The sequence below is a fragment of the Microbulbifer variabilis genome (assembly GCF_023716485.1).
GTDB classification, from domain to species: Bacteria; Pseudomonadota; Gammaproteobacteria; order Pseudomonadales; family Cellvibrionaceae; genus Microbulbifer; species Microbulbifer variabilis_B.
Map to the genome: position 1 here is coordinate 4,590,180 of NZ_CP092418.1, position 24,821 is coordinate 4,615,000.

Annotated in this window: 20 protein-coding genes and 2 rRNA genes (1 of these 22 only partly in view); 7 read left to right on the forward strand and 15 right to left on the reverse strand. The window is 50.8% G+C overall.

Translation table 11 applies throughout. The features are described 5' to 3' along the window. The first annotated feature begins 199 nt into the window (after positions 1 to 199). On the forward strand, positions 200 to 2,008 hold the full coding sequence (gene typA, locus MJO52_RS20055) for a translational GTPase TypA (protein WP_252083725.1): 1,809 nt from the start codon (positions 200 to 202) through the stop codon (positions 2,006 to 2,008). A gap of 514 nt (positions 2,009 to 2,522) precedes the next feature. Next, positions 2,523 to 4,520, forward strand: a complete 1,998-nt coding sequence (locus MJO52_RS20060; protein WP_252083726.1) for a glycosyl hydrolase family 18 protein — start codon at positions 2,523 to 2,525, stop codon at positions 4,518 to 4,520. Positions 4,521 to 4,657: 137 nt separating this feature from the next. Here the strand turns inward: MJO52_RS20060 and MJO52_RS20065 are convergent, their stop codons facing one another. After that, positions 4,658 to 5,215 (reverse strand): hypothetical protein, encoded by a 558-nt coding sequence (locus MJO52_RS20065; RefSeq protein ID WP_252083727.1) that lies wholly within the window; start codon positions 5,213 to 5,215, stop codon positions 4,658 to 4,660. A 77-nt stretch (positions 5,216 to 5,292) separates the two neighbouring features. On the opposite strand from MJO52_RS20065, the gene MJO52_RS20070 reads away from it, so the two are divergent. Further along, positions 5,293 to 5,559 carry a hypothetical protein gene (locus tag MJO52_RS20070; protein WP_252083728.1) on the forward strand — a complete coding sequence of 89 codons (267 nt, stop codon included), beginning with the start codon at positions 5,293 to 5,295 and terminating at the stop codon, positions 5,557 to 5,559. Between the two features lie 62 nt (positions 5,560 to 5,621). On the opposite strand, the gene MJO52_RS20075 is transcribed toward MJO52_RS20070, so the two are convergent. The 3 genes from MJO52_RS20075 to MJO52_RS20085 form a co-directional block, all read right to left on the reverse strand. Continuing rightward, complete coding sequence (locus tag MJO52_RS20075; protein WP_252083729.1) at positions 5,622 to 6,248, reverse strand: class I SAM-dependent methyltransferase; 627 nt, start codon at positions 6,246 to 6,248, stop codon at positions 5,622 to 5,624. Positions 6,249 to 6,332: 84 nt separating this feature from the next. Then, positions 6,333 to 7,307 carry a phenylacetaldoxime dehydratase family protein gene (locus MJO52_RS20080; protein ID WP_252083730.1) on the reverse strand — a complete coding sequence of 325 codons (975 nt, stop codon included), beginning with the start codon at positions 7,305 to 7,307 and terminating at the stop codon, positions 6,333 to 6,335. 148 nt (positions 7,308 to 7,455) lie between these two features. After that, positions 7,456 to 7,974 (reverse strand): macro domain-containing protein, encoded by a 519-nt coding sequence (locus MJO52_RS20085; RefSeq protein WP_252083731.1) that lies wholly within the window; start codon positions 7,972 to 7,974, stop codon positions 7,456 to 7,458. Positions 7,975 to 8,141: 167 nt separating this feature from the next. Between MJO52_RS20085 and MJO52_RS20090 the strand changes: the two genes are divergently transcribed. Beyond that, positions 8,142 to 9,218 carry a GGDEF domain-containing protein gene (locus MJO52_RS20090; RefSeq protein WP_252083732.1) on the forward strand — a complete coding sequence of 359 codons (1,077 nt, stop codon included), beginning with the start codon at positions 8,142 to 8,144 and terminating at the stop codon, positions 9,216 to 9,218. A gap of 1 nt (position 9,219) precedes the next feature. On the opposite strand, the gene MJO52_RS20095 is transcribed toward MJO52_RS20090, so the two are convergent. From MJO52_RS20095 to MJO52_RS20100, 3 genes are read right to left on the reverse strand one after another with little or no spacing between them, the layout of a single operon-like run. After that, on the reverse strand, positions 9,220 to 9,987 hold the full coding sequence (locus tag MJO52_RS20095; protein ID WP_252083733.1) for a VIT1/CCC1 transporter family protein: 768 nt from the start codon (positions 9,985 to 9,987) through the stop codon (positions 9,220 to 9,222). Continuing rightward, entirely contained in the window at positions 9,974 to 10,105 is a 132-nt protein-coding gene (locus tag MJO52_RS21340) for a hypothetical protein (protein WP_286036995.1), read from the reverse strand. Before MJO52_RS21340 ends, MJO52_RS20095 begins: the two co-directional genes overlap by 14 nt. A gap of 24 nt (positions 10,106 to 10,129) precedes the next feature. Continuing rightward, a complete protein-coding gene (locus MJO52_RS20100) occupies positions 10,130 to 10,909 on the reverse strand; it encodes a hypothetical protein (protein ID WP_252083734.1) in 780 nt (259 codons plus the stop codon). Between the two features lie 209 nt (positions 10,910 to 11,118). Here MJO52_RS20100 and MJO52_RS20105 point away from each other — a divergent pair, with 209 nt between their 5' ends. Beyond that, complete coding sequence (locus MJO52_RS20105) at positions 11,119 to 12,336, forward strand: patatin-like phospholipase family protein (RefSeq protein WP_252083735.1); 1,218 nt, start codon at positions 11,119 to 11,121, stop codon at positions 12,334 to 12,336. Positions 12,337 to 12,627: 291 nt separating this feature from the next. On the opposite strand, the gene MJO52_RS20110 is transcribed toward MJO52_RS20105, so the two are convergent. The 5 genes from MJO52_RS20110 to MJO52_RS20130 form a co-directional block, all read right to left on the reverse strand. Continuing rightward, positions 12,628 to 14,520 carry a DUF885 domain-containing protein gene (locus MJO52_RS20110; RefSeq protein ID WP_252083736.1) on the reverse strand — a complete coding sequence of 631 codons (1,893 nt, stop codon included), beginning with the start codon at positions 14,518 to 14,520 and terminating at the stop codon, positions 12,628 to 12,630. A gap of 162 nt (positions 14,521 to 14,682) precedes the next feature. After that, the gene (locus MJO52_RS20115; RefSeq protein WP_252083737.1) at positions 14,683 to 15,528 is read right to left on the reverse strand and encodes a mechanosensitive ion channel family protein; all 846 of its coding nucleotides are present in this window, start codon (positions 15,526 to 15,528) and stop codon (positions 14,683 to 14,685) included. Positions 15,529 to 15,603: 75 nt separating this feature from the next. Next, complete coding sequence (locus MJO52_RS20120) at positions 15,604 to 16,197, reverse strand: DNA-3-methyladenine glycosylase I (protein ID WP_252083738.1); 594 nt, start codon at positions 16,195 to 16,197, stop codon at positions 15,604 to 15,606. 180 nt (positions 16,198 to 16,377) lie between these two features. Continuing rightward, entirely contained in the window at positions 16,378 to 17,367 is a 990-nt protein-coding gene (locus tag MJO52_RS20125) for an SDR family oxidoreductase (protein WP_252083739.1), read from the reverse strand. A 226-nt stretch (positions 17,368 to 17,593) separates the two neighbouring features. Further along, positions 17,594 to 19,702 carry a prolyl oligopeptidase family serine peptidase gene (locus tag MJO52_RS20130; protein WP_252083740.1) on the reverse strand — a complete coding sequence of 703 codons (2,109 nt, stop codon included), beginning with the start codon at positions 19,700 to 19,702 and terminating at the stop codon, positions 17,594 to 17,596. Positions 19,703 to 19,788: 86 nt separating this feature from the next. Here MJO52_RS20130 and dtd point away from each other — a divergent pair, with 86 nt between their 5' ends. Both dtd and MJO52_RS20140 read left to right on the forward strand, forming a co-directional pair. Beyond that, entirely contained in the window at positions 19,789 to 20,226 is a 438-nt protein-coding gene (gene dtd / locus MJO52_RS20135) for a D-aminoacyl-tRNA deacylase (protein ID WP_252083741.1), read from the forward strand. Positions 20,227 to 20,354: 128 nt separating this feature from the next. Continuing rightward, the gene (locus MJO52_RS20140; protein ID WP_252083742.1) at positions 20,355 to 20,876 is read left to right on the forward strand and encodes a GNAT family N-acetyltransferase; all 522 of its coding nucleotides are present in this window, start codon (positions 20,355 to 20,357) and stop codon (positions 20,874 to 20,876) included. A gap of 33 nt (positions 20,877 to 20,909) precedes the next feature. Here MJO52_RS20140 and MJO52_RS20145 read toward each other — a convergent pair whose 3' ends face one another. The 3 genes from MJO52_RS20145 to MJO52_RS20155 form a co-directional block, all read right to left on the reverse strand. After that, positions 20,910 to 21,908, reverse strand: a complete 999-nt coding sequence (locus MJO52_RS20145) for a YncE family protein (RefSeq protein ID WP_252083743.1) — start codon at positions 21,906 to 21,908, stop codon at positions 20,910 to 20,912. Positions 21,909 to 22,718: 810 nt separating this feature from the next. After that, positions 22,719 to 22,834: ribosomal RNA gene (rrf, locus tag MJO52_RS20150) — 5S ribosomal RNA — on the reverse strand. 204 nt (positions 22,835 to 23,038) lie between these two features. Next, positions 23,039 to 24,821: ribosomal RNA gene (locus MJO52_RS20155) — 23S ribosomal RNA — on the reverse strand; it runs 1,098 nt beyond the window's last position.

The following is a 24,821-nucleotide window of genomic DNA, read 5'->3' on the forward strand; positions in this document are numbered from 1 at the left end:
GGGCGGCAGATTCGCCCGCGCTCTACCTGCTCTCTTCTTCTGGTCGCCATTCTGAACGCGACCGGTGATTTTTTACTCAAAATCACTCCCAATTGTCATGCGGCCCCCCTATAATCGCCGCCTTTGGCCGGAATGCTGCTGTAGAAACCCCGCAGGCCCCCGCCCCGATTTACCAAGATTTAACGCCCAGAGGCCCCCAGTGATAGAGAATCTGCGCAATATTGCGATTATTGCCCACGTAGACCACGGCAAAACCACCCTGGTGGACAAGCTGCTGTCCCAGTCCGGCACACTCGACCGTCGCGACGAAGGCGCCGAGCGGGTCATGGACTCCAATGACCAGGAGAGAGAGCGCGGCATTACCATCCTCGCCAAGAACACCGCCATTCGCTGGAACGACTACCGCATCAACATCGTCGACACCCCAGGGCACGCCGACTTTGGCGGTGAGGTAGAGCGCGTACTGTCCATGGTCGACTCCGTATTGCTGTTGGTAGATGCGGTGGACGGCCCCATGCCGCAAACCCGCTTCGTTACCCAAAAGGCGTTTGAGCAGGGCCTCAACCCCATCGTGGTGATCAACAAGATCGACCGCCCCGGCGCACGCCCAGACTGGGTGATGGATCAGGTCTTCGACCTGTTCGACAGCCTCGGCGCCACCGATGAGCAACTGGACTTCCCGGTTGTTTACGCCTCCGCTCTGAACGGCATCGCCGGCCTAGACGATACCGATATGGCCGACGATATGACGCCGCTGTTCCAGATGATCGTGGACAAGGTTGAGCCGCCCAAGGTAGACCCAAAAGGCGCCTTCCAGATGCAGATTTCCGCCCTGGATTACTCTAGCTATGTCGGTGTTATCGGTGTTGGCCGTATCACCCGTGGCACCCTGGCCCCCAACCAGCAGGTGGTGGTACTGGACCGCGAAGGCAACTCCCGCAAGGCGAAGGTTCTGCAGGTGATGGGCTACCTGGGCCTTGAGCGCACCGAAGTGGAACTGGCCAGCGCCGGCGACATTGTGTGTATTACCGGTGTGGGCGAACTGAATATCTCCGATACCCTGTGCGACCCAGACACTCCGGAGGCCCTTCCGGCCCTGAGCGTGGATGAGCCCACCGTGAGTATGACCTTCCAGGTGAACGACTCGCCTTTTGCCGGCCAGGATGGCAAGTTCGTTACCTCGCGCAATATCAAGGAGCGCCTGGATCAAGAGCTGATCCACAACGTAGCCCTGCGCGTTGAGCAAGGTGATTCCCCGGACAAATTCCGCGTATCCGGTCGCGGCGAATTGCACCTGTCGGTACTGATCGAAACCATGCGTCGCGAAGGCTTCGAGCTGGGCGTCTCCCGTCCGGAAGTGGTGCAGAAAGAAGTGGACGGCGAGATCCAAGAGCCCTACGAAGAGGTGGTGATCGACGTTGAAGACCAGCACCAGGGCCCGATTATGGAAGAGCTGGGTCTGCGCAAAGCCGAACTGACCAATATGGAGCCGGACGGCAAAGGCCGTGTGCGCCTGACCTTTATCGTGCCCTCGCGCGGCATGATCGGTTTCCGCAACCAGTTCCTGACCCTGACCAGCGGCTCCGGCATCATGACCAGCATCTTCGACCACTACGGCCCGGTAAAACAGGGTGAAGTGGCCAAGCGCATCAACGGCGTACTGGTATCCATGGTGAACGGCAAGACTCTGGCCTACGCTCTGTTCGCCCTGCAGGACCGTGGACGCCTGTTCCTCGGCCACGGCGAAGATATCTACGAAGGCCAGGTTATCGGTATCCACTCCCGCGGCAACGACCTAGTGGTAAACCCCACCAAGGGTAAGCAGCTCACCAATATTCGCGCCGCCGGCACCGACGAAGCCCTGACCCTCACTCCGCCCATCCGCCATACTCTGGAGCAGGCGCTGGAGTTTATCGAAGAGGACGAGCTGGTTGAGGTGACTCCCAACCATATCCGCATACGCAAAAAAATCCTGCAGGAAAATATGCGTAAGCGCACGAAGAAATAATTAAAATTTTCTTCAGCTTAAAAAGGGCCCTGTAGGGCCCTTTTTATTTTTCACACTTGGTGACAACCTACACCGAAAACTTAAGCAAACTAGAAAAAAATACTTTATCCGGGCAGCCAGCGTTTATTGCTATTTATTTTTGGAAAGCGCTGACATCGTCACCTAGGCAACTGCCCTTGGGTATTATCCAAACCAATACTATTTTTATTTTTTTTGCTCACATCATAAAAATTAATTCTTAAATAACTCTAATAATTCGACCATCACCACCAGATATTTATCACATTAACCCCTATGCCATAGAAACTGATTTTATCCTGTAAAAAGCGGTTTACATCTTGATTCTTTCACTTTTCTTGCACAATTTATCGGGAAAAATGAGTTAGTCACGCTGGCACTCTCAGTTTCAGATGGAACTTTTATCCCCCGGTTTTTTTCCAATTTCCTCAACTATAAAGTTTAGTTCTATAACGCTAAGTTTCATCGTAATTAAGGCCCATGGGAGGTCACTGTAATGTTTTCTTTCCTGCAATCTCAGGATCGAACAGGGATGTTGGAGGGGGGCCGCAATGAGCGCGGACTCGGATTTAAAAAAGTAGCAACACTTGCTGCGGCGCTCGTGTTGAGTGCCAATGTCAGCGCTCAGGAGACCAAACGTGTTTCCGCTTACTGGGCCGACTGGGAGTATTGGGCCGACTCCTCCTTCACCCACGACAATGTGGATTTTTCCAAACTGACCCATGTGCAATACGCCTTTGCCTGGAATGACGAAGAGGGCACCATCTACTTTACTGATCCCTATGTCTTTTACGGAATGGGGGCTCAATCTTTCTCCGGCGGCGCCGGCAATGGTCCGGTCAAGTGCTCACCGCCGTTCTGGCATCCGTACAGCCAGTACGATGCAAGCAAGCAGGACGCAGTCTGCCAGAGCTGGAACGATCACGAATCCGGTTTCGTAAAGTCGGTACACGACGATGGTGCCAAGGCGATTCTCTCCGTAGGTGGCTGGACGCTCTCCCATAAAGTCTCTGAGATGATGGAAAGCGCCAGCACGCGTGCGGCCTTTATCGAAAATGCGGTAACTCTGCTAACCGATTGGGACTTCGATGGTCTCGACCTCGACTTCGAATATCCGGGCTATGCAGCCAACGGTGGCCGTTCGATCGACAAAGAGAACTTCACCACACTGCTGAAGGAGCTGCGTGCGCGCTTCGATGAAGTCGAAGCCGAGACCGGCAAACGCTTGGAGCTAACCGCCGCCGTCGCTTGCGGCCCATCGATTGCGCAAGAGGGCTACGATTTCGCCGAGGTCGGCGCAACACTCGACTACGTTAACCTGATGACCTACGACTTCGGTGGCGACTGGGACTCGGTAGCTCAGCATACTTCTCCGCTGTACCCCTATGCCGGCCAGGTCAATGAGGGCTTCGACGCGGACAGCTGCCGCAATATGTGGATGACTGAAGGCAATATCCCGTCAGAAAAAATCATCCTGGGCATGTCCCACTACGGCCGCAGTGTCGCCGGCGCCACCTCGATCGGCGAAGCCGCATCGGGGCAGGATGTCGCTCACTGGGGTTCCGACACCGAGACGCGTTACTACCAGATCGTTGAGAAAATGCAGAGCGACGCATCATTCCAGACTGCATACGACCCAGAAGCAGTCACTCACTATGGCTGGTTCCCGGATGGCGGCTTCATCTCCTTCGAGGACACCACCTCAATCGCCGAGCGCTCCCGTTACGTGGTCGAGCAAGATTTGGGCGGTGTAATGATCTGGCAGCTCCGGGGTGGCATGCTGCGCGAGAATAACCAATACCAGTATCCACTTCTGGATGCGGCGCTAGAGGTCTTCGGGCAAGGTGGATCGAGCTCTGGGGATAATGGCAACGGAGACACTGGAAGTACTGGCGACACGGGTGACACTGGAAATACCGGCGACACGGGTGATACCGGGGGCACCGGAGATACGGGTGACACCGGCAATAGCGGCAACACAGGAAATACTGGAGACACTGGCGATAGCGACAGCACCGGAAGCTCTGCCTGCGAAGCGTTTGAGCAGCCCTATGCTGGCGATCCAGGCTATGCGGTCGGTGATGTTGTTGTCTTCGAAGGTGTCGCCTACGAATCCACTCATGCGCCAAACTGGTGGTCTCCGAGTGCGGCACCATCGCTGTGGAGTGAAACCACCTGTCAAACAAGCGGCGGCGACTCTGGCAACGATTCCGGTACAGGGTCAGATGATAACAGCGGCACCGATAATGGATCTGGCGACAATACAGATAACGGTTCCGGTGACAACACAGACGGAAATTCTGATGGCAACAATGGCGATGAGGGCTCGGCAGATTCCTGCCCAGCTTTCCAACAACCTTACGCGGGTGATGCGGGCTACGAAGTTGGCGATAAGGTAACTTTCGAAGGCCAGGTATACGTCTCTACCTTCGGACCCAACTGGTGGTCTCCGACTGCAGCGCCGCAGTACTGGGAAGCGAGTTCATGCCAGTAAAATCTTAAAATATTTATTTTTCCAGAAAAAAGGGCCTTCGGGTCCTTTTATCTTTTACAAAAAATGCTCAGACCATTTTCATTACCCCCTATTTTCAGCCCTCTCCTGCCAGTCCTTTTGTCTCAGTGCTCAATTGACTAGGCGCCATTAGCCCAGCTTTTCAGCCAATCGCTGTAGTGCCCGTAAGCTTCAAGATTAAAATTTTCGGAGGAATGATTCATAAAACCGTGTAAAAACCGCGTTTTATGTAAAGTCACCATCGGTATATTGGAGAGTTCGCGGGAGAACTCCAAAACATTAAAGGAGGACTCTTTATTTGCCAGAAAAAAGTCTACACTTCGGGTTGGCCTCTCATTGAGAAGATAGCGAACCCTGGAGCCATAGAAGCAGGCTGTTTTTTTAATAAATTCAGCTTGATCACTACAGGCTAACATCCAAGCGACTGTTGCTCCCACACTAAATCCCAGCAGATTATAACTATAACGCTGCTCTTTAATGTAACTACTTGCATAGGAATAGTACCTTTCCAGGCCGCATTCGTTGATAAAATATTTATATGCATCCCCCTCGATCTCAAAGTTCATCTCACTACCGGAGTATGGATCCAGGATTGTATAATCCTCAAAAGTTCGCAAACAAAGGGCGTCCAAGGCTTCTGTCCGCCCCCAAATATCAGAAACAACAATTACCTTCATCAATATTAATACCTTGTAGTTTTTACAATTTCCGAGGCAACTGCCTTCCTGACAACAATAAATTAAAACTAAACCCCATGAAGATACTTAAATTTAATGAAAGCACTAAAGAATCAAAGGTACTCGCTATTCACCATGCTAAAAAACTCGAAAATGACCTCGTTCTAGAGCTTGTATCATCCAGAAAAGAAATAAAGTCCTCTGGGGAAGCCACCCTAGTAGCCATAGGATTTTGGGATATGACCGACTTGTCAATTGAAGACCATGCCAGTAATAAATCCATTGAAAGTGTTGATAATGTCGAGTTTTGGATGCACAAACTTTTTAACAAAGTGTATGATTAAAATGGTTACAAAACCCAGTGGCAAGAAATATCTAACAAGAGATCATCGATCATCAGATTCATTTAAACTGACTTAACCGCCAGCCACCCAAATTTGCTACAGGGTATAATTTCAGCCTCAGGAATCAACTTAGAAAGTTGTACCCTGCTATAATGAGAGGACTCCACACCTTTGTCTGTCAGAATGGAACTCTCTGAAACCCGCTTTATACCAAAACCAATTTTCTGATAAAACACCACTCTTTCTTCGATAGATTGTTCTGAGAAAACGCTGACAATTAATTTCCCTTTACGTTGGCATACACTCTGCATTACTTCGATGACTCTACTCGCTGGGTAAATATTACCAACCGTGTTATACATAGATATGGCGATAGAGTACCTACGCTCCGATGTAAATGTCTTGGCATCTGCAAGTAAAAATTGGAGGTTTCTTATTCCTTTACTCAAATTTCGTGCACTCGCAATATGCCCATGGTCATTATCTATTCCCAATCCGAGTTCAAGACGATCGTTTAATAGCCTGAGATGACGACCATTACCGCAACCAAAATCTATAAGCGTTGATCCCTCGGAAACCAGATTTCTTAGAAAACGATTCTCCTCATCGAGATAATTACCCAAATCAGAGTATTTATATACCTTGCGAATAATGTCATCAATTTCGTATGGAACCGACTTAATTGCCATGTAATAACACATTAAAATAACTTCACTGCTTTTATTTTAAGGTGTCTATATCACTTTTCTGAGAGCTACCGATACACTTTACTTTTACTTGAGAAAACGCTTCAACCCTGTATCAGGATGGCAGCCCTGATAAAAAGCCCGCCCCTTGCCATGCGGCACTACTGCCACTTCGTGACTCAACAAAAGTTGCATCCCAGAGGCGAAGCGACTCGCATAACACTGCGCAGCCGCATAAATAGCTTTATGGGTAGGGTGGTGATGTACCCAGTTTTCCAAATCCGCCAGGGATGCAAACCAAGCAATAGTTTCAGTGTCCGGCCTGCCCAGTGCAGGATGCTCATCATTTAACAGGCGAGCACTAAGACAGCGCGATTCTATTGGGTTTGACTGCAAATAATGCACCCCCTGTTCATACTCGGAACACAGAGATTCCCGGTAGGCATGCCGCTCCGCGGAACTGGCTGCCGAGTACCCTTGAACTGTACGAATCATACATAAATTACCGGGAAGAGATATTTCTGTATCTGACTGTTTCCCAACCAGTATTGCCCGCAGGGCTTGCAGTTGACCCGGAAGCCCATCATTCTCCGCCGCACTAATTCGATCCCGCATCGCACCCCAGTAAGCGTGTTCATGCTGCTCACAAATATCAAAGTGGCGAAAAATCCCCCAGTCAGCCACAGGTGTGGAGGAAGATACTTCAAAGTGTGAGCGTGGAGCGGCTAATGCCTCATACCAAAATCCCGACTTACTCTGAATAATTTCCCGTAACTCAGTAGCTTCTTCCCTAAGCCATTTCCCCATTGATTCATCGTTGTCCCAATAGGCTATAGCAATATCGTTATAAGCTCCCTGAACATCGATGTGTCCCGCCCGCTCAAAGTGCAGCAAGCCTTTAGCACTGGATAAAAACCTAGCCAATAATCGGAATAGCGAATCGTCACGTTGTCCACTCGCAAACTGTAAGCCAACCTGGCACTGGACATACCAATGGTTAGAGGGAAGGTCTAGCTCCCATGCGGGGTAGGGAGGCTTGAAATTCACTGGACGATTTTTCAAGCTTTATTATCTCCTCGCGCTCAGCTTTGTAAGTGCCTAACTTCTAGTTAAGGAACAACTTCTTCAGCCTTTTTCAAGGGCATTGTGAAAAGGCTTAATTAGCCCTTACTAAATAAGCACGACAGTACACTTTTGTGATCAGGTAATCTCACACCGTGTAGAAACGCCGCTCAACCCTCTCCCACTCTCCAAGAGCGGCGGGAGAATGTAAACAAACCGTCAGTTGATCAAATTCACCGGAATACTCATTGAGAACTTCCAGGGCCTGGTGTGCGGAAATGGCATGGGGAAATCGATTGGTACCCGCACCCAATGCGGGAAAGAGAATACGCTTCAACCCCTTCTCCCTCGCAAGACACAACACACTCTCATAACAACGCCGTAGCTGGCCAATGGCCAAAGCGCCCCATTGATCACCACTGCTCCACTGCGGCGTAACCGTGTGCAGCAGATAATCCACCGGCAGATGGTAGGCATTAGTTAGCCGCGCCTCACCTACGGCACATTTAAGTTGCCTACCACACTGAGTCGCAAGCTCAACGCCACCCTGTGCATAAATCTGCGCCGAAAGGCCGCGCCCGCGAATAAGATGTTTGTGCGCGGGGCACACCAGTGCGTCCCCACGTAATGTCAGGATATTGCCCCAAGTCAGATGAATTTGTGTCACGGTTTCTCAGTTCTAACGTTTGCTTTACAGATACTGTAGCTCGCGGCTTTGGTCATCGGGCGAATCCTCCTATACTCGGCGCAGCTTCACTCTGCCGGTGAAATAAGTGACAGTAATCGCGCTTACGACCGACGGAAGTTGCAGTCTGTACAGGAACAGAGACGACTATGAACTCAGGGTATAACAAGCATCACACCGCACTAGGCACACCGGTGGCGGAGCTGGAGCGCATCGACCTGCGCCGCCGTATCATGGCCTCCTCCTACATGTTAATTTTTGCCATGGCAGTAACCGGTGCCATGGCGGTTATTGCCCTGAGCGCCGCCGATATTCTGCAGGCCACGACCCTTTCCGCCGCCGCAGTAGTGATACTCTGCTCCTATGTCACCATCAATGTGATGGGCCCCAGCCAAAAAACACCGCTACTGGTAGGCATTCTTTTATTGGTACTCTACTTTTATCTGCTGTTATCCGGCGGGGTTAACAACACTGGCCTAATGTGGGCGGTGATGTTGGTGCCAGGATTTATCAATTTATACGGCTATAAGACCGGCACAGTGGCGCTGATCGCCATCGGCCTAGTCACCGCGACGGCTCTTTTCTACCCGGATTTCCCCGGCCTAAAGGCGGAATATGACACCGCCTATCGCGCACGTTTTATTGCGGTCTTTGGCGCTCTTACCGCTCTCACCGCACTACTCGACAGCAGTCGCCATCACACCCAACAGCTACTCGAACGCCTCACCGGTGAACTGGAAAAAAGTGCCTCCACCGATGCTCTCACCGGGCTGGCGAACCGCCGAGAGGCCTACCGGGCTATCCACGATATGGAACGGCGCAACAAGGAGTTACAGGGCCGCTACGTGATACTGATTGGCGACCTGGACAACTTTAAAAGCATTAACGATACCTACGGCCACGGCTTTGGCGACCGCATCTTGCAGGACGTAGCGAAAATCCTCGGGGAAAACACCCGCGCAGAGGATGTTGTTGCACGCTGGGGCGGAGAGGAATTTCTGTTGCTGTTGCCCAATACCGATGTGCGCGGCGGCAGGGTGCTGGCAGAAAAATTGCGTCGCAAGGTCGAGGCCCTGAGCCGCCGCTACGTACAGCCGGTAAAAGTTTCCATCAGTTTTGGCGTGGTAGAGGGGAGCGGCAATCCTCACAACCAACTACTGGCGGAGGCGGACAAGCGTATGTACCGGGCAAAGAACAGCGGCCGCAACCGAGTAGTAGCCGCCTAGGTCAAGCGATAAGATCGCGCAGGAAGAAGCCTACGGCGAATGCCAGCGCGGCGGCACCGCCTCCAAATACCAGGGTCTTGAAGCCCGCCATCCACACCTTTTGGGAGAATACCAGGCCCTTGCACAGACCGATGGCAAAGAAGGTTAAAGCCGCCAGAATAACGCTGCTGTAGAACTGTTGTGACGAGTTCAGTGGCGAGAGAAGGTAGGGCAACAGCGGCACGGTACCCATGCCAATAAATGCGAAGAAGGTCACCAAAGCACTGCCCAGAGGTTTGCGTTTGGTCCGGCTTATACCGTATTCCTCCGCCAACATGGTCTCAATCCATAGCTGGCGATTGGCGGTAATGGTAGTGACGATCTCGTCCAGCACCTGCCCGCGAAACCCCTTGCGATGGAATATCTGGCGAATCTCCTCTCGCTCCCCCTCGGGTACCAGCGCGATATGCTCGCGTTCGATACGCGTGGCCGCCGCAGCTTGCTCACGCTCCACGCTGACGGCCTCGTAATTGCTCACCGCCATACTGAAGCCATCCGCAATCAGGTTGGCGAACCCCATGACCAACACTACCGACTCGGAAAAACCCGCACCGAAGGCCCCAGCCACTATGGCAAAAGTGGTAACGCAGCCATCGATGGCCCCCAGAACAAAATCGGAGACCCGTTGAGATTTCGGCTCTCGCCCCAGGCGGGCGTGGATCCGTTCTGGGCGGTGCTCCTCCAGCAGCTCGTGCCGGGACAGCGCTCCCTTTTGCTCACGTCCCGTCATAGCAGAGGTCCAGCAGGAGCACCTGACCGGGATTTACAACGGAGCTATAAAGACCGGGGACTCGCGTATTCATACCGCGCATAAACACCTCATAGTCCCCTGTCCGATTTCGGCTCATTGCTTTGGCCCCGGCCAATCCAGTTTATTTCACGATAAAACTGCCCCTATCGACACCGGTATTTCCGGTTTTAGCGTCATAAGCGTAAACCAGAATTTCGTAGACACCGGGTAAATCTGTGGCGAAGGGCGCACTAAAGGTATTCATAGTGTCCTGGATTTTCAGTGGCACTGTGGCAAATTCGCCTCCATTTCGCTTCACTATCGCAGTGACTTCAATCTTGCTGCCATCCCATAAGCCACCATCGGTGAAGGAACAACCACACATCATCACCACATTGGCGCGGATCTCGAATGGACTCTTATCCAAACCGGTGTAGAGGTGAGTCTGTGGGCTGAGCAGGTCCACCACCATGCCGGGGATTTCCACAATCAAGCCCTCGCCACCAATAGGCTTGCCGGGCACCAACCAGGTCTGGGTCTGCGCCACCACGCGGGCCTGCTTTTTGATGTAGGGGGCCAGCACCTCAATGGTAAGAAAAACTGGCTCACTAATCTCCAGATTAGCGGTGAATTTAGCCGCCCCCTCGGCGATAGGCACATAGCGCTCACGCGGGGTCTTCATAATCTTACCAGTATCGCCGGTGCTCCCTTGAGTCAGGCCCTGTGCGAGAATTTCCCCTGTATCTGCCGCACGGATAATGACCATGGCACCCCCAATGGAGGAGCCGATAAATTTGGCATCCTTGGCCTTGGCACGCACGGTAATTTCGGTAGAAACCGCCTTAGTATCCGTCTTGGCCCAAAGTGGAACAGCAACTAATTGGGCAATTAACAAACATAAAATAATGATAATTTTTTTCATACACAGCCTTTTTTAAGTTCTAATTCCTTCCATAAGCTAGACACCTTACTTTCAACAGGTGATATCAAAAGACATTCTCCTCTTTGGGGTCATATAAATCAAAACCAAACGATTTTCATATTAGGTATAAATTTTACATTACAATAGTTCCGCGATGAGAAAGGTGCATTGCTTAAGGACTAGTTACTGAACAAACATGGTTTCCTTTTATGTTGAAACTGGCCGGTCAGATAACCAAAAGACTATTCTTTACCTTAACAACTTTATCTGGAGCCTATGCTCTTACGGCCTACATTTATAACAAATGCTTCCCTCAATCAGTCACCTTTAACAGAGAATTTATCTCAAAAAGATTTGTTAGAAACTTAGATCATCTGCAAGATAAAGACACAATCAAAGTACTAATCATTACGGGCGGGGGCGTTCGCGGACTTATCCCCCTCTATGTCCTGCAATATATAGAAAAAAACCTAGGAAAACCGATTAATGAAGTATTTGATGTTTTTGCCGGAGTATCCACTGGAGCCGTTATAGCAACTGGAATCAACATCCCAGGTAAAGCTATTCCAGACTACTATGGGAAAAATATTTCTCACCTAGACTACCTAATAAATATTTATAAAGATGAAACTACTTATATCTTTAAATCCCCCTGGTATCACAAGCTGCTCACTGGGGCTGGGCTCTTCTCACCAGCCTATTTCGGCCGACGCCTACATGAGATCATGGAGAAATACTACACAAAAGATTTAAAATTTAATGATTTAGATAACTACGTTATTATTCCAACATTAAACATAGATAGTGGAGAAATCTTTTTATTCAAAAATCGAGGAGATGCGGCCCTAGATTTACCTACAAATAGCCTATACCAACTGGTAACAGCTGCAGCTAGTGCCGAGACGGCTTTCCCTCCAGTCTCTTTTGAATCGATGAAGTCCAACTTTCAATCTTCCTTCAAAATTTACCCAACAGCTAAAGAAAAGGGTATTTGTTGTGTATTTGCAGATGCGGCTATAGCTATAAACAACCCGTCTAGTTTAATTCTAAGAGACATTATTCATGAATTCCCAGAAAAAAAATACTACATACTGGTCTTGTGCTCTGGATACCCAAAACTACTAAGCTCAAGTATGAAGTACCACTCGCTGAGAAAATGGGGACGCATTCACTGGGCTCATGATGCTTTAACCAACATACAGCGTTCTATGGATAAAAACCAACTTTACACTTTAGAGATTGCCAAGATTCTTTCCCAAAAGGGGCGTATCGAATACGATTTTCTCAACGTAGATATTGACCATCCTTTCGTGGGCATATTCGACTATGACTTATTGCATCACCTCAAATATTACTCAGAAAAATTAATCAAAGAGAATAAATGTAGCTTAAGAAATATTATCCGACACCTCAACCGAATGGATTAACGTCGACTTTAAAAAACCTGAAAAAGCTGAGAAAATCTTAAGTCAACCTAATAATTCTGAGAAAACAATTCTTTAACTCCCTCCAACCCACATAGTTCACTGTCAAACTTTCCCAACAGTTTCAGCTTGAAAATTTACCCAGCAGTTCCGTTGCGCTCTTAAGGTTTAATGAATAATGAGAGCTTTAACTTTTTCTCTTTGGCCAAACAATTAAAAAATGGGAAAGGTAAGAGTCACCCTCATAAAAAAGCCGGGCAATGCCCGGCTTTAATTCAATAACCAAGTTAGCTTTTAAGCGCTCTTAATTGAGTCCACCCAAGCAGCCACTCGGCTCTCCAGGACTGGTACCGGCAGTGCACCGCCACCCAGTACGGTGTCGTGGAAACCGCGGATATCGAATTTTTCGCCCAGCTGCTCCTCAGCCTGCTTGCGCAGTTCCTGAATCTTCAGCATCCCGATCTTGTAGGCGGTAGCCTGACCCGGCCACACCAGATAGCGGCGTACTTCGGAGCGCACGGCTGTTTCAGGAATCGCGGAGTTTTCCAGGAAGTATTCTACCGCCTGCTCCTCGCTCCAACCTTTGGCGTGCATGCCGGTATCCACTACCAAGCGGATGGCGCGCCACATTTCTGCGGTCAGATGGCCAAACAGGTTGTAGGGGTCCTCGAATGCACCCATCTCCTTAGCCAGTTTTTCAGAGTAAAGGGCCCAGCCTTCGACATATACGGTGAAGTGCGCCTGGGTACGAAACTGTGGGATATCCTCCAGTTCCTGCGCAATGGAAATCTGCATATGGTGGCCGGGGTTGCCCTCGTGGTAAGCCACAGTTTCCATATCGGTCGTGGAGTAGGCACTCATGTCAGACAGGTGCGCATAGTAGATGCCAGGGCGAGAGCCGTCTGGAGTGCCCGGGTAGTAGTGCTGGGCACCACCATCCTGCTCGCGGAAAGATTCCACCCGCTTAACCACCAGCTCAGCCTTGGGCAGCAGGCCGAAGTAATCCGGCAGCTTCTTGGTGATGTCGTCAAGGAAAGCCGTGGAATCATCCAGGTAACCCTGGCGGCCTTCGTCGGTATTGGGGTAGTAGAACTGGCCATCTTCACGGATAAAGGTGAAGAACTCCTGCAGGTTACCCTCGTAGCCCACCTGCTTCTTGATGGTCTCCATCTCGCTGCGAATACGCGCTACTTCCTTCAGGCCGATATTGTGGATTTCATCAGCGGTCAGGCTGGTAGTGGTGGTATTTGCCAGGCGCTGGTTGTAGTAGGCCATACCATTCGGCAGACTGCTGGCGCCCTGAGGCTCTGCAGAGGCCTTCTGTACATCTTTCTTCAGCCAGGCAACCAGGGTCTTATAGGCAGGCAGGAACTCGGTCTCCAAGGCCTTGCGCGCGTCTGCGGTCAGCTTATCGGCCTGCTTCTGGTCAATCTTGCCGGCTTCCAACAGTTCAGCGACTTTGCCTTTGGCTCCGGCCCATAGGGGGGCGTCCTCACCATCGGTGAAGGGGGCGCCGTCGATCAGCTTGCTGGACTGCTCGATCGCGCCCTCGTAAGCGAAGCGCGGTGGGCGAATGCCCTCTTTGGCAGACTGCTCAGCGCGCTCGCGCAGCTGATTGATAGCCCGGGAAATACCGCCGATACGGGCGATATACGCCTGCATATCCTCGATATTGTCCACCTTGTGGAAGTTCAGCAGAAAGTTGGGCAGTTGCGACTGCACGCCGCCCATCTGCTCAAAAATATAGCCATGGCGCTTAAAGGGCTCGGCGGCTTTGGCCTGCTCAAACTGGTAAACCCAAATATCGTAGGACGTTTTCCCTTCTTGACTCAGCTTGTCGTAGTCGAAGTTCTTCTTCAGCTCTGCAACGGCCTTTTCCATCCAGGCCAGCTGGCGCGCCTCAGCGGCTTCGCTCATATCGTCGATCTGGTCGTACTGCTCCTTGCGGCCGAGATAGGACAGCTGCATGGGGCTGAACTGCAGCTGCTCTTCGTAACGCGCATCCAGCCATTCGGTCAGACGCTTGGTCTCAGCCACCGCATCAACGGTTACAGGGGCCTCGGCAACGGCACTTTGAGCTTTGTCGGCATTCGCTCCTGCTTGAGCGCTCTTATCGCCCTGACAGCCCGCAAGGATAGCGACAGCCAGCAGGCTGGGGATCAAAGGGTTGTTCAGCTTAATCGGCATTTTCCTATCTCGGTCAAAAGTTGTACAAAAAAACGCCGCTAACTTTGACACGAAATCTTTGAACTGTCGATTCGAGCTCTTTCAAACGCTATATCTGCGCGTCGAGACGAGCAGTCTTGGTGAGGGTTTCGCCTAAAATGGCGGATCATTCGGGACTCTGTGTTATGTCTTCGGCTCGGGGGAGCTGGGATCGGGCCACTCGGGCTTCTGCACAATATGCAGCTCCCGCTGGGGGAAGGGGATCGTTAAACCCGCGCCCTCCAGGGCGGGCTTCAAGCGCTTCATGAGAGTCCAATAGACATCCCAGTACTCAACAGTCGGTGTCCAAATCCGAACTTGCAGGTTCACCGCACTATCCCCCAGTGCGCGAACCGCGAAGCTCGGCTGGGGCTCCGGTAGAATTCGCGGTTCATCTGCCACTAGTCGGCGCAATACCTGTATACCCGCCTCGATATCGTCTCCGTAGGCGATGCTCGCCACTATTTCGACACGACGAGTCTGATTGTGGCTGTAATTGGTGAGGGTCTGCCCCCAAATGGTGCTGTTCGGTGCTGTAATTCGCAGGCCATCGCTAGTATCCAACGCAGTGGTAAAAAGACCCACCTGACGCACAGTGCCCATGGTCTGGCCAAACTGAATCACATCGCCGACACGAAAGGGGCGCAAACTCAGCAAAATAAAACCGGCCGCAATATTTTGCAGGGTATCCTTTAAGGCCAGCCCCACCGCCAAACCGGTGGCACCGAGTAAGGCGATCAGACTCGTGGTATTGATCCCAAACACATCCAGAACCACCAGCGCCCCGACAATATAAATGGCCCAGGTCGCAATATTGCGCAACACCGGCACCAGTGTCGCATCGAGCCGGCTGGTTAATCGATTTATAGCACTTCGCGCCAGGTGGGCCACCCCCAGAGTCACTGCAATAACCAGCACTGCGGCCGCAATCCGTAAAAAGCCAGCAGTGAAAAGGGGCCAGTAACTTTCACCAATACCATCAAGACTCATAAGGGCCTCCTGTTCATTGGCAAATGCGCTGATAATAAAGATCGGAACCGGCTAACCACAGCGGTTATTTGCTTTCTAAAGTAGTCCCGCCGCCTCGGCTTCATCCAGGCAGCGCTGACGCGCAGGGCAAGTGTGCAAATGGTCATTAACCATCCCCGTGGCCTGCATATGGGCGTACATAATGGTAGAGCCAACAAAACTAAAGCCGGCTTTTTTAAGCGCTTTACTCATCACATCAGATTCCGCTGTACTGGCCGGTACCTGCTTGAGGGAACGGGGTTTATTCACGATCACCTTGCCGTCGGTAAATTGCCAGAGAAAGTCAGAGAGTGTTTGCCCTTTCTCTCGCAGTGCCAGAGTTGCGCGGGCATTTTTAACCGCAGACTCCACTTTGAGACGGTTGCGTATGATCCCCGGGTCCTGTAGTAACTTTTCTATCTTGCGCGGCGTATAGCGCGCAATTTTTTCTGCATTGAAATTATCGAAAAGACGGCGATAGTTATCCCGCTTATTTAATACGGTTATCCATGACAACCCGGCCTGGGCCCCCTCCAACAGCAGAAACTCAAACAGGGTGGCCTCATCGGTTACCGGGCGACCCCATTCCTCATCGTGGTAGCTTTGATATAGCGGGGTGGACAGGCACCAGCCACAGCGTTTATCTTCCATAATAGGTTCCTAAAACTTATTTTCCTTAATCTCAAGCAGTGACGGCGCTCGGTAACAATACCGAGCACAGCCAGCAAAAAGGAGAGGACTAGTGCTATTGGGCTCCGGAAAAGAAATAGTGCTGAATCAATTGCAGAACCAACAACAAGGAAACCAGGATAAAAATAATATTACTGCGATTCACTTTATCTCCAATAATTTTTGCTCTACTAACCAGTCGCGACATTCGCACAACATGGCATCCAATGTCACCTCTGATTGATAGCCGAGTTCGCGTTCTGCCTTGGAGCTGCTAGCTACAACCCGGCGCGTCACCAGGGTGGCCTTTTCCGGGGTAATTACCGGTTCCTTACCACTCACACGCGACCATACATCAGAGAACCAGGCGATAGACTGAATAACGAAGGCGGGAGTTGTACGCTTGGGCACAGGCTTGTGCAGCAGCTCGGCTATTTTGCCAAAAAATTCCAGAAAACTGGCATCGGTGCCGGCGAGGATATAATTCTCTCCACAGCGACCCTTTTCGACCGCCTCGATATGCGCCCGAGCCACCGCCCCGGCATGACAGAAAGACCCCCAACCCGGCGGCACGCCAGGCAATTGGTTTTTATCGATTAGAAAAAATGTCTGCGCCCAACTACTGGTGTCGAATTTCCCCACGATTGCACAAGGATTGAGAAATACCGCATCCAATCCCTTGTCGATCTCTTTGCGTACCGCTATTTCTTCACGCTTTTTGGTATACAGATAATGATGGCGGGGATCGTCTGCACGCTTTTCGCTCTCTTCGGTGATCGTATCCTTGTGGTAACCGTAGGCGGAGATCGAACTGGTCACGATCATACGGCCAACACTTTTCTCCCTCGCAACCTTTGCAATATTCGCCGCCCCCTCCACATTGTCCTTCCACTGCTGTGCATTGCCACCGCGCCACATACTGGTATTGGCCGCCATATGGAAAAGGGCATCGACATCGTCAGGAATAGCTGAGCGCAGTGAGTCTGAATCGTTCAGGGAGGCCTCAACCAGCTCCACCCCCATGTTGCGCAGCCTCTCTGTGTTGGAGGTCTTGCGATGCATGGCGGTTACCCGCCAGCCATCGGCTTTCAGTTGCTCGACAAGGTTGGCACCGAGGAAGCCGCTGCCCCCGGTCACGAATGCATGTTTCATAGATCCACCGGATGATTATTTTTTGTTATTCATACCCAGTGATAGCCTCTGCCAAGACTTCCGCACCCCGGGAGGGTAAACCGCAGGCAGTACTACAATCTCGACAAGGTGGGCTGTGCACCAACACTGTTGCTGATGCAGCCCCAGGGTTAAACCCAATCCGTAGTGTCTGAATGGGGGCACCAACACGGCCCCCACTACCTACACATTGAGTCGATGGGAAAGGTTACTCGATTTTCATTCCCAGCTGGTGGGCGAGGAAGCTCCATTGGTTGGCGAAGTCCTCCACCTGCATCCACACCGGCTTGCCGGCACCGTGGCCAGCCCGGGTCTCCACCGCGAGCCATATCGGCTTTTCACAGCCCTGATCCCGCTGCAGCGCGGCCGCAAACTTGTAGCTGTGCCAGGGCACTACACGATCATCGCGGTCGGCGGTGGTGATCAGGGTGGCAGGGTAGCAAGAGCCCTCACGGGTATTATGAACCGGGGAGTATGCATGCAATGCCTTAAATTCCTCGCGGTTTTCGCTCAGACCGTAGTCACTGGACCACTGGCGTGCGTTGGCGGAAGCGGTGTGGTAACGCAGCATATCGAGCACACCCACTACCGGCAGTGCCGCGGCAAACAAGTCCGGACGCTGCACCAGGGTCGCGCCGGCGAGTAATCCACCATTGGAGCGCCCACTGATACCCAGCTTCTCTGGAGAGGTAACTTTCTCCGCGATTAGCCACTCGGCTGCGGCGATAAAGTCATCAAAGACATTCTGCTTCTGGGTCTTGGTACCCGCCTGATGCCAGGCATCACCGTACTCGCTACCCCCACGCAGGTTGGCCAGCGCCAGGGTACCGCCCATATCCAACCAGCCCACAAAGCGGTTGTAAAAGCGTGGCAACTGAGCAGAGTTGAAACCACCATAACCATACAGCAGTGTGGGGTTGGAGCCATCGCGCTTCATACCCTTCTTATGCACCAGGAATAAAGGTACACGGGTGCCGTCTTTGCTCTTATAGAAGTGCTGGCTCACGGTTAAGTCAGAGAAGTCTGCAGCGTATTTCGGCTGCTTAAATATTTTGCTTTCACCGGTCTGCACATTCAGGTGATAAATACTCGGTGGGGTAATGAAATTGGAGAAAGAATAAAAGGTCTCCACTTCATCCGGCTCACCGTAAAAACCCTTCACAGAGCCCACGCCGGGCAATTTCAGCTCGTACTGCTTCTTACCATTGGTGTCAGTCACCAGCACTCGCGACTTGGCATCTTTTAAATAGTGCAGCACGAATCGGTCGCCAATATAGCTGGCACTCTGTAGGGCGCTGCCTGCCTGCGGCACCAGGTCACGCCAGTGTTTGCGCTGCGGCTTCGCCAGGTCGATCGCAATTATCCGACCCAGCGGTGCGCCCGCACTGGTCTCGAAGAAGAAGGTACTGCCCTTATTACCGAGAAACTGATAGAGGCCATCCCAGTCATCCAGCAGCTTGATGACTTTGCCGGTGTCATCGCGTAAGTCGCGATAGTAAAAGCCGTTGGAATCATAACCATCGAAAATGGTGAACAGCAGATAATTGCCATCATCGCTTACCTCGGCATCAGGGTTGCGAGTGGGATGGTCCGTAATACGGTATACCAATTGGTCGCGCTCCTGGGAATCTCCCAGGCGATGGAAATAGACAGCGACCTGCTTGCTATCATCGGCACTGCCATCCTTGTTGAATGGGTAACGACTGTAATAGAAGCCCGACTCATCTGGGGCCCAGCTGGCATCACTGAACTTGATCCCAGTCAGTTGCTCCTTTAGATCCTTGCCGGTCTTTAAGTCGCGAATACGGTAGTCTGTCCAGTCCGTGCCACCATCCGAAATTCCATAGGCTAGGTAACGCCCCTTGGGGCTGACCTTAAGTCGTTTCGCTGCGATGGTGCCATCCTCACTCAAGCTGCGTGGGTCCAGCATAGGCTTGCCATCCTGGGCAAGCTCCCCGGCGCGGTAGAAAATGTTCTGATCCCAGTCGCCGTTGTTGTAATCGTAGTAGTAGTTATCGCCTTTCTTATAGGGCACGCCATAGCGCTCGTAGCGCCACAATTCAGTGAGACGATCGTTGATCTTCTGCCAGCCTGGCAGATCCTTCAGGCGAGGTAACGCATGCTTGTTCTGTGCCTTGACCCACTCCTTAACCTCTTCATTAGACATATCCTCCATCCAACGAAAGGGGTCGGATACCTCAACACCGAAGTATTCATCTATGTGCTCAATAGTCTGACTCTTGGGGTAGGTTTCCACCGCCTGCACAGCGGCTGTGGCCAGAGCCCCAACCAGGAGTGCCATTAACTGTTTCTTCATACGGTATTCTCGGTTTCTCAGCATGAATCAGTCCGCTAATCTAGGCGATTTACTCGCAGGGTTCCAGAGAGACAGAGAGGTCTGAGATGAAAGGATTAATCCAACGGGTAAGCCACGCCCGCGTAGAGGTGTCTGGCCAGTCGGTGGGTGCTATTGAGCACGGTATACTCTTGCTGTTGGGAGTGGAGTCTAAAGACAACCGTGAAAGCGCAGACAAATTACTGCATAAGGTACTGAATTATCGGATTTTTCCCGATGAAAACGGCCGTATGAACCACAATGTGCAACAGGCCGCTGGTGGGCTCCTTGTCGTAAGCCAGTTTACCCTAGTCGCTGAAACTGAACGCGGCCTTCGACCCAGCTTCAGTCGCGGCGCCAGCCCACAACATGCCGAGGGCCTGTACGATTATTTTCTTGAGCGTGCTAATGCCGAATTTACACCGGTAGCCAGCGGAATCTTCGCCGCAGATATGCAAGTGTCTCTTCTCAATGACGGCCCGGTTACCTTTATGCTGGAAACCTAAAGTCCTTAAGAGTTTCATTCGCTAAGTCTGAAGTGCCGGGGCAAATCCTCGTAAACTTATTAAGTAAAAACTGCATTTTTATAAAATCGTCTCACTTGAAAGATTCCACCACCAAGGAGAAAAACCGCATGCGGTTAACGGTAACAGAAGATATTTATCTGGAATTTCTACAGGAGAAAGATTCCCAGGAGCTTTTTTATCTAATAGAAGATAACCGCCTACTTTTGGAAAAATATTTGTACTGGGCAAAGTCTGTACAGGATATGGAGTCGACCAAACAATATATTTGCCAGCGTATTTACAGTAAACACAATGGCTCTGCCTGGCACAAGATCATTTTTAATGACCAACTCTCCGGAATAATCGGTGTCAAAGAAATTGATCAGAAAAACAAGTGTGCCGAAATTGGCTACTGGCTCTCGGCTCACTGCCAGGGCAAAGGTGTAATGGCGAAAGTTGTGGCGAAGATTTGCGAAGAACTAAAGAGGCAAGCTGGTGTAGCCCAGATAAAAATACACTGCCTTTCTGAAAATACCGCTAGCATTGCGGTTGCAAGACGGGCCGGTGGAATCCACAGTAGCACCATCCCCGCATACCTTACGATCGATGGAAAGTCCCAGGATCTAATGATCTACACCGTCGCCCTCTAACAACATCCACCAGTAAAAAATATTATATAGAATTTACTCGGGCTGAATCGTTACCGGACTCCACTCCAAGCCATCAGCCCCCTGACCAGCCTTAAAAATTCTCTTGATTTCCCACTTGTCGGTATCTATTTCGACCACCTTCCCGTCTCTCTGTGATCCGGCATATAGAAACTTACCATCGGGGGTAAAGAGTAGAGAAGCCGGTTCCCGTGCAGAGGCAGCACCTAAGTCAATACTCTTAAGCTCTTTGCGGGTTGCCGCATCGTAAATCACCACCCGGTTTCCCTGTAGATCCGCAACTGCAACCAGCTTCCCTTCGGGATGGAAACTGATGCGAATGGGGAGATAACCAACATCAATGACATCCTTCTTTTTTAAACTAGCCGTGTCAAAGATAAAAATATTTTTTGAGCGATTATTACCTATCCATAGCTCTTTCCCATCGGGACTGACCCATACCGCCTCAGGACCATCACCAGCCGGAAGAGTCTTTTTTAAGGTCATAGTGTCCGTATCGATCACGCTGAAAGTATCCGAACCACGACTGGTAACATATGCAGTTTTAGTATCCGGAGATAAAGCCAGCAGGTGACTTCCTATCTGGTCTGTTGATACAGAACCGAGCACCTTGCCCGCGACAGTATCAACCTTAATCACATCATGAGTTTCTTCCGTGGTCACGATAAGGTCATCACCGCTTCCCAGCCAAGCAATTCCATGAGGGCCCATATGCGGGCTAATATCGATAATGCTCAAGCGTTTGCCCGTAGCCACATCAAAGACATTTAACTCTTCGCCAACGTAGCCATCTTCCAAATAGGAAACCACCACAACCTTTGATTTATCCGGGGACAAAATAAGTTCATGTGGAGAGCCACCAGTTTCCGTTCGCTTGATTTCCTTCCCATTTTCCAAGTCAATAAAGCTGACTGTCCCTTCATATTTATTGCCCACTATTAGGGTACTCGCAAAAGTGAAACTACCCAGAAACAGGCTCAGGAGAATCAAGCTAGAAAGAATCGACCAGCGCATTAGAGCACCTCACCACTTGGTCCCAACTGCAAGTTATTCACACGGCACAACTATTTAGGCGCCTATGACCTGTCAGTATAGTTAAAAGTGCAAGACACCCTCTGGCTAGAGGTCTAGAAACAGGCTCTGACTGTATAGTTTTATAAGCTCTAGTGTTATTTGAGCTAATTACTAACAGAATCCATGGATAGAGCTGTGTATAACTCAGGGATATCCACGCTCAGGCCCCTGTTTCCGCGGGGGCCTTTTCAACGGGTAAAAAAACACCAGCCATTTATCCACTGTCCACCGCTTGGCGTTATTAACAGAAAGTCTGGATAGACTTGTGCATAACTGCGGTATATCCGCGCCAGGCCCCGTGGTTGCACAGGTTCATTAAAACGTGCAAAAAATCACCGGTATTTTTATTGGTATTTCTGCGCCGTTTTTTTCAACGCAATAATTTTTCTAGGTTAAAGAGCACTTTTTAATTTCAGGTATTTTTTTGGTGGTGCCTGAGGTGCAGATTAAATAAAGCGCGTTATTTTTTTGTATTTCCATTTTTTCCTTACAGAAAAAATTTAAGAAAGTGCTTTATTTATAGGAGGGAAGGCTCTTCGGAGCTTTTTAGAGCCTGCGCTTTTTTCATTAGCTTTTACCGAGTTGGATTTTTCGGCGGGAGTGTTGCGAGTAAAAATTCGATTGGGCTTTTTATTTTTTCTGCACTTTGAATTTATTTTTTTATTCTCTGTTTTTATTTTTTGATGCATTCAATATTTTTTTGCACATAAAAAAAGGGCCACCCTATTGGGTGGCCCTTTCGGATTAGAAGCCTGACGATGACCTACTCTCACATGGGGAAGCCCCACACTACCATCGGCGATGTTGCGTTTCACTTCTGAGTTCGGCAAGGGATCAGGTGGTTCCACAACTCTATTGTCGTCAGGCAAACTGGCTTGGGTTGGCGTTGGTCTTATAAGCAATTTTGCTTGGCCTGCCGCGTTATCGCTGTTTGCCTTGGTCTAATGACCGGCGATAACCCCAAATAAGTCGGTAAAACAATCTGTAGTAATACACCGCAAGTGATCATTGTGTGTCTTTCATTCCACAATCCGCTAGCTTAGCTAGTCGTTAGTAACCATCTCTGTTGTATGGTCAAGCCGCACGGGCAATTAGTACTGGTTAGCTCAACGCCTCACAACGCTTCCACACCCAGCCTATCAACGTGGTAGTCTTCCACGGCCCTTTAGGACTCTCAAGGAGTCAGGGAAATCTAATCTTGAAGGAGGCTTCCCGCTTAGATGCTTTCAGCGGTTATCCCGTCCGAACATAGCTACCGGGCAATGCCACTGGCGTGACAACCCGAACACCAGAGGTTCGTTCACTCCGGTCCTCTCGTACTAGGAGCAACTCTTCTCAAATTTCCAACGCCCACGGCAGATAGGGACCGAACTGTCTCACGACGTTCTAAACCCAGCTCGCGTACCACTTTAAATGGCGAACAGCCATACCCTTGGGACCGGCTTCAGCCCCAGGATGTGATGAGCCGACATCGAGGTGCCAAACACCGCCGTCGATGTGAACTCTTGGGCGGTATCAGCCTGTTATCCCCGGAGTACCTTTTATCCGTTGAGCGATGGCCCTTCCATACAGAACCACCGGATCACTATGACCTACTTTCGTACCTGCTCGTCATGTCTGACTCGCAGTCAAGCGCACTTATACCATTATGCTCATTGCATGATTTCCGACCATGCTGAGTGCACCTTCGTACTCCTCCGTTACTCTTTGGGAGGAGACCGCCCCAGTCAAACTACCCACCATACACTGTCCTCGATCCGGATAACGGACCAGAGTTAGAACCTCAAACATACCAGGGTGGTATTTCAAGGACGGCTCCACAGTAACTAGCGTTACTGCTTCAAAGCCTCCCACCTATCCTACACAAGTAGGCTCAAAGTTCAGTGCAAAGCTGTAGTAAAGGTTCACGGGGTCTTTCCGTCTAGCCGCGGGTACACTGCATCTTAACAGCGATTTCAATTTCACTGAGTCTCTGGTGGAGACAGCGTGGCCATCGTTACGCCATTCGTGCAGGTCGGAACTTACCCGACAAGGAATTTCGCTACCTTAGGACCGTTATAGTTACGGCCGCCGTTTACCGGGGCTTCGATCAAGAGCTTCGCCGAAGCTAACCCCATCAATTAACCTTCCGGCACCGGGCAGGCGTCACACCCTATACGTCCTCTTACGAGTTTGCAGAGTGCTATGTTTTTAATAAACAGTCGCAGCCACCTGGTCACTTCGACCGGCCTCAGCTTAGGGAGCAAGTCCCATCACCAAAACCGGCGTACCTTCTCCCGAAGTTACGGTACCATTTTGCCTAGTTCCTTCACCAGAGTTCTCTCAAGCGCCTTGGTATTCTCTACCTGACCACCTGTGTCGGTTTAGAGTACGATTCACTATTGCCTGAAGCTTAGAAGTTTTTCCTGGAAGCAGGGCATCAACCACTTCACCCACAAGTGGGCTTCGTCATCAGTTCTCAGCCTTAGGGACCCGGATTTGCCTAAGTCCCCAGCCTACAACCTTAAACATGGACAACCAATCGCCATGCCGGCCTAGCCTTCTCCGTCACTCCGTCGCAGCAATAGCGAGTACAGGAATATTAACCTGTTTCCCATCGACTACGGCTTTCGCCCTCGCCTTAGGGGTCGACTAACCCTGTCCCGATTAGCGTTGGACAGGAACCCTTGGTCTTCCGGCGGGGAGGTTTTTCACCTCCCTTGTCGTTACTCATGTCAGCATTCGCACTTGTGATACCTCCAGCAGACCTCCCGATCCACCTTCAACGGCTTACACAACGCTCCTCTACCATGCTCCTAAGAGCATCCGCAGCTTCGGTTACCAGTTTTAGCCCCGGTATATCTTCCGCGCAGG